The following is a 12028-nucleotide window of genomic DNA, read 5'->3' as shown; positions in this document are numbered from 1 at the left end:
GCCTCACAGCCGACACATGTCTTCAGGCATAAAAAAACCGCCACCTCATTTAACCGGGCTGCGGTTTGTCGGCTCTTTTCTTCAGCCCACATGACCACTTGTCGGAAACCCGCCAGCACCTGTTAGATCTGACAGGTGCCTAATTCCTCCAACGCGCGCTCAATAACTCCGTCACCCAGCCCCCCGACCGGAGTTCGCCAAATGTCCAGCCAGCAACCCCCTCGAGCCCTCAGACCTCCGTATTTTCCGGCGCTGGTCAGCCTCAGCCCTGCCGAACACTATAACGGCGGCATACCCATCAGAGCCGTGGAAGGCGATCTGCAAGGCATCATTCCCGCCTGGCTGACCATGTCCGTTGGCGATCTGGCCGAGGTGTTCTGGGGCAATGACAGCGCGGCGGTCTGGAGCAAGACCCTAGAGCACGATGCCGAGCTCAACCAGGACCTGGTTTTCACCATTGCCAAGGGCCAGGTACTTGAGGGGGATGCCACGCCAGTGTTCTACCGGATCACGCGCAAGAACCAGGGCGCCCCGGAGGACTCGAAACCGGTCATGACCCTGCTGGTCAAACTCACGCGTCCCGGCGAGTACGATGACATTCCCGGCGATGACGGCCACTCCGATCTCAAGTTCTCCCTCTCTCATGACGAGGTCGATGAAAACCTGCCGCCCAGCGGGGTGACGATGCACATCGTGCCCTACCGCAACCTCACCCGATACGACCGCATTCTCGCCCGCTGGGGCAGCCAGCAAGAGGTGCATGTCGTTACGCCGGAACAGGCCCAGGACCCGATCAGAAACCCGATCGAGGTTGTCTTCAGCCGCGCCGTTATCGACGACGCCGGGGACGGTTATCGTGTCGCGGTGGTTTATCAAGTCATCGATCGCTGCGGTAACTTCCCGGACGAACGCGCGCCGTGGTCGGCGACGCGTCATATGCTGGTGGACCTGGGGGGCAATCGGCTGGACGAACCGCAGGTGCTGGTCAACGGCATTCCAACCGACAGCATCGACCTCGATCAGCTCGGGGATGAAGATGTGATCGCCCGCGTTTACATCACCAAGGACGATTTTGCGGTGGGCGACAAGGTGCTCCTGACCTGGATCGGCACCCCGGCGCAAGGCTCGCAGATCATCGTCGGGCCGCTGGAGAAAGAGGTGTCGTACGTACCCTTCCAACTCGATTTCCCCATCCCCAATGCCGCCGTCAAAGCCATCGCCAAAGGCGCCGCCTCGGTCGGCTATGTGCGCCGTCGCAGCGATGAAAGCGACCGCCGCTCAAAAAATGCCAGCGTCACCGTGATTGGCGACATCAGCCAGTTAGTCGCCCCCACCGTTGACGAGGCACCGGGCGGAACGTTGCCACCCGAAACGCTCTGGGCAACCGTGCAGATCCCTTGGTACCCCGGTCGCAACAGCAGCGACCTGCTCAACCTGATCTGGTGGGCCCAGGCGCCCGGTAACGACACCGTCTATTACGAAGATCCCCGCCCGGTCGGCAACGTAGCGGACAATCAGCCCGTCCTGCGCAGCGTGAGCAATGCCGAAATCCAGCGTTTCAACGGCCTGAACGTCAAGGTCTATTACGTCGTCACCAACAGCGAAACCGGGCTGTTGAGCGTTCGCGAGTCGCTGCCGTTCATGATGCAGGTCGGCGTGGCACTGCCGACGTTCGACCGGCCTGAAGTCGAGGGCGCAGATGCCAACGACGTGCTCGATCCGGACAACGTGCCACCCACCGGTGCCACGCTGGTGGTGCCGTACCTCGGCACCCGCGACAAAGATCGCGTGAGCTACCGTTGGCGCGGCTCCGCCAGCGGCGGCAGCATCAATAGTCATGTCGACCTGATCCCTGCCACCGCTGGCCGGCCTGTGCGAATTACCGTTGAGAAAAAATACGTGACCACCAACCTGAACGGTACGGTGGTTGCCGATTACAGCATTCAGCGGGCGGGCGAGACACTGGGGCATTCTCATGAGTTGACGTTGCGCATCGGGACGGCGCTGGGGGAGCTGCCGCCACCGTTCCTTGTAGCACCGGCCACCGATCCGATTGACGTATTGGCCTACCCGAACGGCGTGACGGTGCGTATCGAATTCCTTGAAGCATTGAGCGGCGACCAGGCACGCCTGGAGGAGGTCGATCCCCCAGCAGGCACGCCACCGTTTCCTTTGGTGGAGTTCAACAACAAGCGGGTGGATACAGTATTGAGCCCGGCGTTTCTGGCGGCGCGACATGGCAAGGTGATCGAATTGCGCTGGGATTTGAATCGCGATGGTGAACAAGCGGGTGAATCAGATGCGACCAAGGTCACTTTGCTGAAGATAGCGGATGAAGACCCGCGGTTACCCTCGCCGAAAATTCCACAGGCACCGGACGATAAAGTGCTGGATTTGAATTCTTTTGAAGGAAACGCTGAGGTGACCGTACGGCCATGGACAGGCATCAGCACTGATAACATTGTGCAACTAAAAATTTCGGGAAAAGACGACAACAATGACGACTGCACAATTCAGATATTGACCAACCACAAAATAACCGATACGGAAATAACCTCTGGAATAAAAGAAACACTGACTAGAGAAAAACTCACAACCCTTAAACATGACACCGAATTGAAATTACCCTTTGACGTATTGCCAGACACCACCAACAATTTGACGCCCATTATGTTTCCGACTTTGAGTTTAAAATTATTGAAAAACCCTTTAGTAACTTTAGAGGATTTCGAGACAGGCTCGGCTGGTGATAAACCTGTTGGTACAGTCATGGATTTCCCCAGCATGACGGTAACGGTAGTTGTGGGACATGTAAAAATCGAAACTCACGGCGATACTCATACCCCTCAGATAACATCCAAGCATTTATACCTTGCCCCCCGCACAACTATAAGACTCACACTAAAACATCCAGCAAAAAGCATACGATTCGGAATTGCCGACAATTTAAGAACCCCATCATCTTACAAATGCTATGAAGAAAACTTACAACTAGTCAAAGCCGAGTCCACACCACCATATGATGGACAAAATCAAATATGGGTTGACATCACTGAAACACCAAATAGAAAAATTAAATACATAGATATAACCGATGGAGGTGGCGACTCAATCCTAGACAACTTCTCAATGATCTATTGAGAAACTTCTCTCTTCCGGCATAAATCGCTGAGCACAACACATTTCGCCGTGCTCGGTGTGACGGCGAATCCGAAAGGTCCGATGGGATAGCTCCCGGAAACAGTCACGCGATCTTTTACTTCTTAAACTCAGGTGTTTAAAAGACACCTCCAGACACGCCTTGCGGGCTACACGTCCTTGCGTCATTGCCTACAGCTACGCCAGAATCCGCCGGCTTGTGCGCCTTGGGGTCGGGTTCTATTGTGGATCGGTCGCTGACGAATCAGCGATCGGGTTTAGCGATCCGATACCTTACAGACGCTCAATCCCCAGTCTCAATTGCAGGTTTGTCTATCTGCACTTGGCGTCATGGTGGCTGTGCGCGGGAGACCTTCGGGTCTACCCGGGGTTTCTGTGACCCGGATCGCTAACCTGCGTACAGCCGCCACCTTTACTTGTTTAGCGATGAGCCGTGGCGGCCAAATCAACCACGGAGCTTCACCATGATCAAACCAACACCCAACCCACCCGAAACCGACGCCACCTCCCCCTACGAATCCCTCGATTCAAAAAAGCTCCACGAAGCGGCTGACCGCGCCCTCGACCACTACCTCTGCTCGCCCGGCGCCACGCCCATTCAACGCAAAACCCGCTCGATGTATGCCGTGACCGCAGACTTCAAAAACGAAGAACTGCTGGCCGATGCCTGCGAAACACTCGCTTCAGCCAGAACCATCGCCAATGACTTCGCCCACCTCATACCGGCGTCGCAGCGCAGGACTCTGTTGGGCATCGCGCAACTGATCATACTTGGCGAGCTGGCGGTGAATCGGGCGCTGGATAATCTGCAGTTGCCGGGCTAAGAAGGCAGGCAAGAACCTGTGGCGAGGGGATTCATCCCCGATCGGTTGCGCAGCAGCCGTAAACCCTGAACTCGCGGTATTTCTGAAAATTTGCAGTGACAGGATTTGGGTCTGCTGCGCAGCCCAGCGGGAGCAAGCTCCCTCGCCACAGTGACTGCGGCAGGAGCCGACGTTTCATTGGGTCAGGCGGGGGAGCTGGCGGTGAATCGGGCGCTGGATAATCTGGAATTACCGGGCTAAGAAGGCAGGCAAGAACCTGTGGCGAGGGAGCTTGCTCCCGCTCGGCTGCGCAGCAGTCGTAAAACCTGAACTCGCGGTATTTCTGAAAGATTGAAGTCTGGGGCCGCTGTGCAGCCCATCGGGGATAAATCCCCTCACCACAATGACCGCGGCAGGAGCCGAAATATCTTTGGGTCAGGCATAAAAAACCGCCACCCCGTTCAATCGGGATGGCGGTTTTTATTGCGTTACCGTCCAGTCAGGAATCGCGGCGCAGATCCGGCGGGATCGGCAGATCGTCTTTCAGTGGATCCGGGCGTTTGCCCTTGCCGGCGCGGTACTGGCGGATCTGGTAGACGTAGGCCAATACTTGGGCGACCGCCAGGTACAGGCCGCCGGGGATTTCCTGCTCGAGTTCGGTGGAGTAGTAGATCGAGCGCGCCAGCCCCGGCGATTCGAGGAGCATGACGTTGTTGGCGACGGCGATTTCGCGGATCTTCAGCGCGAGGAAGTCGCTGCCCTTGGCCAGCAGCACCGGCGCGCCGCCCTTCTCCGAGTCGTACTTGAGCGCGACGGCGTAGTGAGTTGGGTTGGTGATGACCACGTCGGCGTCGGGAATCGCCGCCATCATCCGCCGCTGCGACATCTCGCGCTGGGTCTGACGAATGCGCTGCTTGACCTCCGGCCGGCCTTCCTGATCCTTGTGCTCGTCGCGCACTTCCTGCTTGGTCATCAGCAGTTTCTTGTGCGCTTCCCAGAGCTGCACCGGCACATCGACGGCGGCGATGATGATCAGGCCGCAGGCCAGCCACAACGTACTCCAGCCGACCAGCGTGACACTGTGAATGATCGCCATTTCGAGCGGCTCGTGGGCGATCCGCAAGAAATCATCGACATCCGCCGACAACACCACCAACGCCACCCCCAGGGTGATCAGAAATTTGGCCAGCGCCTTGAGCAGCTCGACCACAGCCTTGAACGAGAACATCCGCTTCAGGCCCGCGGCCGGGTTCATCCGGCTGAATTTGGGCGCCATGGAGCCGGCCGCAAACAGCCAGCCACCGAGGGAGATCGGCCCGATCAACGCCGCCAGCAACAGGGTGATCATGATCGGCTGGATCGCCAACAGCGCCATCTGGCCTGACTGCAACAGGAACCTGCCCATAGCGCCCTGATCCATGATCACCTCGCGCGAGAGAGTGAAGTTCAGGCGCATCAGCTCCATCAGGTCTTCGGCCAGCATGCCGCCGAACACCAGCAGCGCACCGGCACCGGCCATCATCACGGCGAGGGTGTTGAGCTCTTTGGAACGGGCAATCTCACCCTTCTCACGGGAGTCTTTTTTGCGTTTGTCCGTGGGGTCTTCTGTTTTGTCCTGACCGCTTTCGCTCTCTGCCATGGCTCAGCGCGCCCGTGCCAGTTCGCGTAACAACTGCAAGGCCTCGGAGGCCAGCGGTTGATACTGATTGAGGATGTCCGCCAGACCGACCCAGACGATGAACAGGCCCAGCACCAGAGTCAGCGGGAAACCGATGGAGAAAATGTTCAACTGCGGCGCGGCGCGGGTCATCACGCCGAAGGCGATGTTGACCACCAGCAGCGCGGTGACCGCCGGCAGCACCAGCAACAACGCCGCCCCGAGAACCCAGCCAAGCTTGCCGGCCAGCTCCCAGTATTGCGCCGTCATCAATCCGCCGCCGACCGGCAGCGTGGTGAAGCTTTCGGTGAGCACTTCGAAGACCACCAAGTGGCCGTTCATCGACAGGAACAGCAAGGTCACCAGCATGGTGAAGAACTGCCCGATCACCGCCACCGAGACACCGTTGGCCGGGTCGACCATCGAGGCGAAGCCCATGCCCATCTGGATCGCGACAATCTGCCCGGCCACGGCAAATGCCTGGAAAAACAGTTGCAGGGAAAATCCCAGCACCGCACCGACCAGAATCTGCTCGGCAATCAGCAACCAGCCGCTGAGAGCAAGCGGACTGACGTCCGGCATCGGCGGCAGCCCCGGGGCAATGCACACGGTGATGGCCACGGCGAAATACAGGCGTATTCGCCGCGACACCAACGTGGTGCCGAACACCGGCATGACCATCAGCATCGAGGCGACGCGAAACAGTGGCAACATGAACGACGCCACCCAGGTACTGATCTGGGTGTCGGTCAGCTGAAGCAGCGATTGCATGGCTTAGCCGATGACCATCGGAATGTTTTTGTACAACTGAATGATGTATTCCATGAACGTCTGCACGATCCACGGGCCGGCGACGATCAGCGTCACCAGCATCACCAGCAGACGTGGCAGGAAGCTCAGGGTCTGTTCGTTGATCTGCGTCGCCGCCTGAAACATCGCCACCAGCAAGCCAACCAACAGGCTCGGCACCACCAGAATCGCGACCATCAGAGTGGTCAGCCACAGCGCTTCACGAAAGATATCGACCGCAACTTCCGGCGTCATGGCGAGACACCTCCGAAACTGCTGGCCAGGGTGCCGATAATCAGCGCCCAGCCATCCACCAGCACGAACAGCATGATCTTGAACGGCAGTGAAATGATCAGCGGCGAGAGCATCATCATACCCATCGCCATCAGCACACTGGCCACGACCAGGTCGATGATCAGGAACGGGATGAAGATCATGAAGCCGATCTGGAAGGCGGTTTTAAGCTCGGAGGTGACAAACGCCGGCACCAGAATGGTCAGCGGCGCCTGATCCGGGGTGGCAATGTCAGTGCGCTTGGACAGACGCATGAACAGCTCCAGATCGCTGGTGCGGGTCTGGGCGAGCATGAAGTCCTTGATCGGTACCTGAGCCTTTTCCACCGCTTGCTGGGCGGTGAGTTTTTCCGCCAGATACGGCTGCAGCGCATCGTTGTTCACCCGGTCGAACACCGGGGCCATGATGAACATGGTGAGGAACAGCGCCATGCCGGTGAGAATCTGGTTCGATGGCGTCTGCTGCAGGCCGAGGGCCTGACGCAGGATCGAGAAGACGATGATGATCCGGGTGAAACTGGTCATCAGAATCACGGCCGCCGGAATGAAGCTCAGGGCGGTCATGATCAGCAGGATCTGCAGGCTGACCGAATACTCCTGCGCGCCGTCGGCGTTGGTGCCCAGCGTGATCGCCGGAATCGACAACGGGTCGGCGGCGAACGCCAGCGGCGCGGCCAGCATCAAGGCCAGCGTCAAGACGATGCGTAGCGCACCCATTACTTCTTATCCTTCTGATCCTTGCCGAGAATCTTCAGCAGATGCTGGGCAAATTCCGGGGTCGCTTTTTCGCTGCTGCTCGGCACTTGCACCGGCTCCTTGAGCACGTGCAGCGCAGTGATGGTGCCGGGGCTGAGGCCGAGCAGAATCTGCTCGTTGCCGACCTGCACCAGCATCAACCGGTCACGCGGACCGAGCGCACGGGAGCCGATCAGCTCGATCACCTGGCCCTTGCCCGCCGGCCCTGCCTGCTGCACCCGGCGCAGCAGCCAGGCGAGGAAGAAGATCAAGCCCAGCACCAGTAAGAGACCGAACACCAGTTGCGTCAGTTGCCCGGCCACGCCGCTGCTGACCATCGGCGCGGTGGCAGCAGGCACGGTCGTCGCCGTCGACGGCTCGGCGGCCAGCACGCTCAATGGCAGTGCCAGCAAAGCCCAGAGAAAGCGTTTCACTCAGCGCAGCTTCTTGATGCGTTCGCTTGGGCTGATCACGTCGGTCAGGCGGATGCCGAACTTCTCGTTGACCACCACCACTTCACCGTGCGCGATCAGCGTGCCGTTGACCAGCACGTCCAGCGGCTCGCCGGCCAGACGATCGAGCTCGATCACCGAACCCTGGTTCAGTTGCAGCAGGTTGCGGATATTGATGTCGGTGCTGCCCACTTCCATCGAGATCGACACCGGGATGTCGAGGATCACGTCCAGGTTCGGACCGTCCAGCGTCACCGGATCGTTGTTCTTCGGCACGCTGCCGAACTCTTCCATCGGCAGACGGTTGGAGCTTGCGGCGCCAGCGTCGGCGGCCAGCAGCGCGTCGATGTCAGCCTGGCTGCCATCACCGGTCTCTTCCAGGGCCGCAGCCCATTCGTCGGCCAGTGCCTGATCGTCCTGGGCGTTCATTTCGTCGTTCATCATGTGTCCTCGGCGGGCAACAATTCAGTTAAATGCGTGGGGGAAAAGCGCCGCTTCAGCGGCGCTCGATCGGCTCAATCACCTGCAACGCGAGGTTGCCTTTGTGCGAGCCCATCTTGACCTTGAAGGCCGGTACGCCGTTGGCGCGCATGATCATGTCTTCCGGCATCTCGACCGGGATCACATCCCCCGGCTGCATGTGCAGGATGTCGCGCAGCTTCAACTGGCGGCGGGCCACGGTGGCGCCGATCGGCACGTCGACATCGAGCACGTCCTGACGCAGGGCATTGACCCAGCGCTCGTCCTGATCGTCGAGGTCCGACTGGAAACCGGCATCGAGCATTTCGCGTACCGGCTCGATCATCGAGTACGGCATGGTCACGTGCAGGTCACCGCCACCACCATCGAGTTCGATGTGGAAGGTGGAGACCACGATCGCTTCGCTCGGGCCGACGATGTTGGCCATCGCCGGGTTCACTTCCGAGTTGATGTACTCGAAATTGACTTCCATGATCGCCTGCCAGGCTTCCTTCAGATCGACGAACGCCTGCTCCAGCACCATGCGCACCACACGCAGTTCGGTCGGGGTGAACTCACGCCCTTCGATCTTGGCGTGACGGCCGTCGCCGCCGAAGAAGTTGTCCACCAGTTTGAACACCAGTTTGGCGTCGAGGATGAACAGCGCGGTGCCGCGCAACGGTTTGATCTTGACCAGGTTGAGGCTGGTCGGCACGTACAGCGAGTGCACGTATTCGCCGAACTTCATCACCTGGACGCCACCGACGGCAACGTCCGCCGAGCGGCGCAGCATGTTGAACATGCTGATGCGGGTGTAACGGGCAAAACGCTCGTTGATCATCTCCAGAGTCGGCATGCGTCCACGGACGATGCGATCCTGGCTGGTCAGGTCGTAGCTTTTGACACTGCCGGGTTCGGCAGCGTTATCGGTCTGTACCAGACCATCGTCGACGCCATGCAACAGCGCGTCGATTTCATCCTGGGACAGCAGATCCTGCACGGCCATGTCGTGTTCCTACTGCAGTACGAAATTAGTGAAAAGCAACTGTTCGATCACCACTTTGCCCAGCTCTTTCTGCGCCACTTCCTGGACGCTGGCGGTAGCCTTCTGGCGCAACATCTCCTGCCCGACCGGGGTCGCCAGCGTGGCGAAATCCTGACCGGAGAAGAGCATCACCAGGTTGTTGCGGATCACCGGCATGTGCACTTTGAGCGCTTCCAGATCGGCCTGGTTACGCGCCAGCATGGTGATGCTCACCTGCATGTAGCGCTGACGGCCGTTCTGGTTGTAGTTGGCGACAAACGCCGGCGCCATCGGCTCGAAGATCGCCGGTTGCTTGCCGACCGGCGCAGCCTCGGCCGCTGCGGCAGGCTTGCTCTGAGCGCTGTGCATGAAGTACCAGGTCGCGCCCACGGACACACCGATCGCCAGCAGCAGAGCCACTACGATCAGGATGATCATCTTGAGTTTGCCTTTGGTCGCGGGGTCTTTTACAGCTGCTGCTTCGCTCTTCGCCATGCCAATAATCCGTCACTAATCGGGTTTTCACAGTCGCACGGCAAGGCAAGAGCAAGTGTTATGCCAGAAGTGTCGGAGGTAACGCTAAAGTCAAAAGCCACCCTCACCCCAGCCCTCTCCCGGAGGGAGAGGGGGCTGACCGAGGTGTCAGGCGTCAAACATCGACCTGAAAGACCGAGTCGATTATGGATTCACAGCGCAAGTATCCGGTCGGCGTACTTCGCGAGCATCCCCCAATCGGTCCCCTCTCCCTGTGGGAGAGGGCTAGGGTGAGGGGCTCTTGATTTTGCTCAGGCGTAATAGTCGACGGCGCTGCTGCCGATCACGCTGGTGGTTTGCGCAACGGCTTCAGCCACCGCTGCCGGCGCCAATTCTTCTTCCGCCGAATCCAGTCGACCACCCGCAGCGCTGGTGCGACCGCTCTGGCCTTGCTGCGCCTGTTCCTGACCCTGACCCTGCCAGCCACGGCTCTGATCGGAGACATTGACGTCGACCTGGCCCATGCCCTGCTGGGTGAACATGTCACGCAAGCGATGCATCTGACCGTCGAGCGCTTCGCGCACGCTTGGGTGCGCGCTCATGAAGGTCACCTGGGTCTGCTGATCCGGCACCATGTTGACCCGGATATCCAGACGCCCGAGTTCCGCCGGCTGCAATTGAATATCCGCCGCCTTCAGGTTGGCGCTGGACAGGTACATGACGCGGTTGACGATTTCTTCGGTCCAGCCGCTCTGATGCATGGCGATCGGTTGATTCACCGGCACCGCGTTCGCGGTTTTCGGAGTGGCCGCCTGAGTCAGCGCCGCCAGACGGTTGGCGAAATCATCGACACGGGTGTCGCTGGTAGCAGCCTTCAGATCTTTCAGGCCATCGTCGATCAGGCCGCTGAAGGCCTTTTCACCATTCTGACTGGTGCTGTCCTTGTCGGCCTGCACGTCGAGCATGCTCGCCATGCCGGCAGCGAAGTTCTGCGCCGCAGTCAATTCACCGTCGGCCTGAGCCTGGGCCGGCGTAGCTTTGGGTTGGGCCTGGCTGCTGGCGGAAATGTGCCCGCCCTGCTCCATCGCCATACGCAGCGCCGGCAACGAGTCGAGTGGATCGGCCGCCGGGTCGAACGCGCTATCGGTTGATGCCGCCGGATCTTTGACCACGGCTGGCGCCAAGGTGGCGGCCACGACCGGAGTTTCGGTTTTGGCCGGTTCCGGTGTTGCAGCGACTGGCGCTGCCACCACCGGCGCGGTCACCAGCGGCTGCACGGTTTGCGCCAGTGCCGGATCCAGCGCCGGATCCACCGGGGTGGTGTCGGCCACTGGCGTCTGCGCGCTGTCGGCAGCAGCATCGGCGGCGGCCTTGTCAGCGGCGGCCTGATCATCGGTGGTGGTCGACGCGGTCTTGTCGGCAGGCAAGGCATTGCCGCTATCGGCAACGGTCTGTTGCGTGGCGGCAGACTTATCCTTGGCGAAATCTTTCTTGTCGCTGTTGTCGGCAACCTTGTCGCGCGCCGGTTTCAACGAACTGTCAGCGTTCGCAAGAGTCTTTTTCGGGCCTTGATCGGCGAACACCTGAGCGAAGCTTGAGGCCTTGTCCCCGGTGTCTGCGGCCATGAACGGCGTTTTCGCGGCGGCGGCTTGCGCCTTGGCCTGGGCGGCAGATTGAAGAAGAACATTGGGGGTCGCAGGCATGACACGGTCTCCGCTGCACTGGGATCGTAGGTACAGTTGACGGGGATTATTGCAAGTGTCGGGCCAGTTTTGTCCGGCGCTTGCGAAAAGCGCCGGACGGCAGGGTTCAATGGGTCAGGGCGTGCTGGCGTTCGTCTTCGTAGACAGGACGGACTTCCGCGAATTCGCAACTGATGTCGGCCACCAGTTTGACGATTTCCGCAGGGCTTTTGCCTTTGGCATCCGCCTCCAGCTCCTGACAGAGCGTCGCCAACCGGACAGCCCCCATGTTGCTGGCGCTGCCCTTGAAACTATGGGCGACCTCGGCCAACACCTTGGCGTCGGCGGTCTTTTGCAATTGATGCAAGCGACTTTCAGAATCGGTCAGGAAGGTATCCAGCAAATCCGGATAGCTGTCTTCCATCACTTCGCGCAACGCATCGAGTACTTCGCGATCCACATGTTGGTCAGTCACTTGTTCACTCCTTGATCAAGAATCGG

At 59.6% G+C, this 12028-nt stretch carries 12 protein-coding genes; 2 read left to right on the top strand and 10 right to left on the bottom strand.

All coding sequences use genetic code 11. The features are described 5' to 3' along the window. Nucleotides 1-201: 201 nt before the first annotated feature. Nucleotides 202-3141 carry a hypothetical protein gene (locus HDC30_RS07175; protein ID WP_183781901.1) on the top strand — a complete coding sequence of 980 codons (2940 nt, stop codon included), beginning with the start codon at nucleotides 202-204 and terminating at the stop codon, nucleotides 3139-3141. A gap of 482 nt (nucleotides 3142-3623) precedes the next feature. After that, nucleotides 3624-3983, top strand: coding sequence for a DUF6124 family protein (locus HDC30_RS07165; RefSeq protein ID WP_183781898.1), 360 nt, complete (start codon nucleotides 3624-3626; stop codon nucleotides 3981-3983). A 478-nt stretch (nucleotides 3984-4461) separates the two neighbouring features. Here the strand turns inward: HDC30_RS07165 and flhB are convergent, their stop codons facing one another. From flhB to HDC30_RS07115, 10 genes are all read right to left on the bottom strand, one after another. Next, on the bottom strand, nucleotides 4462-5601 hold the full coding sequence (flhB, locus tag HDC30_RS07160; RefSeq protein ID WP_027613915.1) for a flagellar biosynthesis protein FlhB: 1140 nt from the start codon (nucleotides 5599-5601) through the stop codon (nucleotides 4462-4464). Nucleotides 5602-5604: 3 nt separating this feature from the next. Beyond that, entirely contained in the window at nucleotides 5605-6390 is a 786-nt protein-coding gene (fliR, locus tag HDC30_RS07155) for a flagellar biosynthetic protein FliR (protein ID WP_027613914.1), read from the bottom strand. A 3-nt stretch (nucleotides 6391-6393) separates the two neighbouring features. Further along, nucleotides 6394-6663 (bottom strand): flagellar biosynthesis protein FliQ, encoded by a 270-nt coding sequence (gene fliQ / locus HDC30_RS07150; protein WP_007920026.1) that lies wholly within the window; start codon nucleotides 6661-6663, stop codon nucleotides 6394-6396. Then, on the bottom strand, nucleotides 6660-7418 hold the full coding sequence (gene fliP / locus HDC30_RS07145) for a flagellar type III secretion system pore protein FliP (RefSeq protein WP_003222895.1): 759 nt from the start codon (nucleotides 7416-7418) through the stop codon (nucleotides 6660-6662). The genes fliQ and fliP overlap by 4 nt, the downstream gene beginning before the upstream one ends. Beyond that, nucleotides 7418-7870, bottom strand: a complete 453-nt coding sequence (gene fliO / locus HDC30_RS07140; RefSeq protein WP_041072979.1) for a flagellar biosynthetic protein FliO — start codon at nucleotides 7868-7870, stop codon at nucleotides 7418-7420. Before fliO ends, fliP begins: the two co-directional genes overlap by 1 nt. Further along, on the bottom strand, nucleotides 7871-8329 hold the full coding sequence (gene fliN / locus HDC30_RS07135; RefSeq protein WP_003222891.1) for a flagellar motor switch protein FliN: 459 nt from the start codon (nucleotides 8327-8329) through the stop codon (nucleotides 7871-7873). It abuts the gene before it with no gap. A gap of 55 nt (nucleotides 8330-8384) precedes the next feature. Further along, on the bottom strand, nucleotides 8385-9353 hold the full coding sequence (fliM, locus tag HDC30_RS07130) for a flagellar motor switch protein FliM (RefSeq protein WP_003222890.1): 969 nt from the start codon (nucleotides 9351-9353) through the stop codon (nucleotides 8385-8387). A 9-nt stretch (nucleotides 9354-9362) separates the two neighbouring features. Next, nucleotides 9363-9866 (bottom strand): flagellar basal body-associated protein FliL, encoded by a 504-nt coding sequence (gene fliL, locus HDC30_RS07125; RefSeq protein WP_047599975.1) that lies wholly within the window; start codon nucleotides 9864-9866, stop codon nucleotides 9363-9365. 290 nt (nucleotides 9867-10156) lie between these two features. Next, entirely contained in the window at nucleotides 10157-11548 is a 1392-nt protein-coding gene (locus HDC30_RS07120) for a flagellar hook-length control protein FliK (protein ID WP_183781895.1), read from the bottom strand. A gap of 106 nt (nucleotides 11549-11654) precedes the next feature. Further along, nucleotides 11655-12002 (bottom strand): Hpt domain-containing protein, encoded by a 348-nt coding sequence (locus tag HDC30_RS07115; RefSeq protein WP_135295222.1) that lies wholly within the window; start codon nucleotides 12000-12002, stop codon nucleotides 11655-11657. Nucleotides 12003-12028 lie beyond the last annotated feature (26 nt).

Source organism: Pseudomonas sp. JAI115 (genome assembly GCF_014200835.1).
In the GTDB taxonomy this organism is placed as follows: Bacteria; Pseudomonadota; Gammaproteobacteria; order Pseudomonadales; family Pseudomonadaceae; genus Aquipseudomonas; species Aquipseudomonas putida_A.
This window is presented reverse-complemented; position numbering and strand designations above follow the sequence as displayed.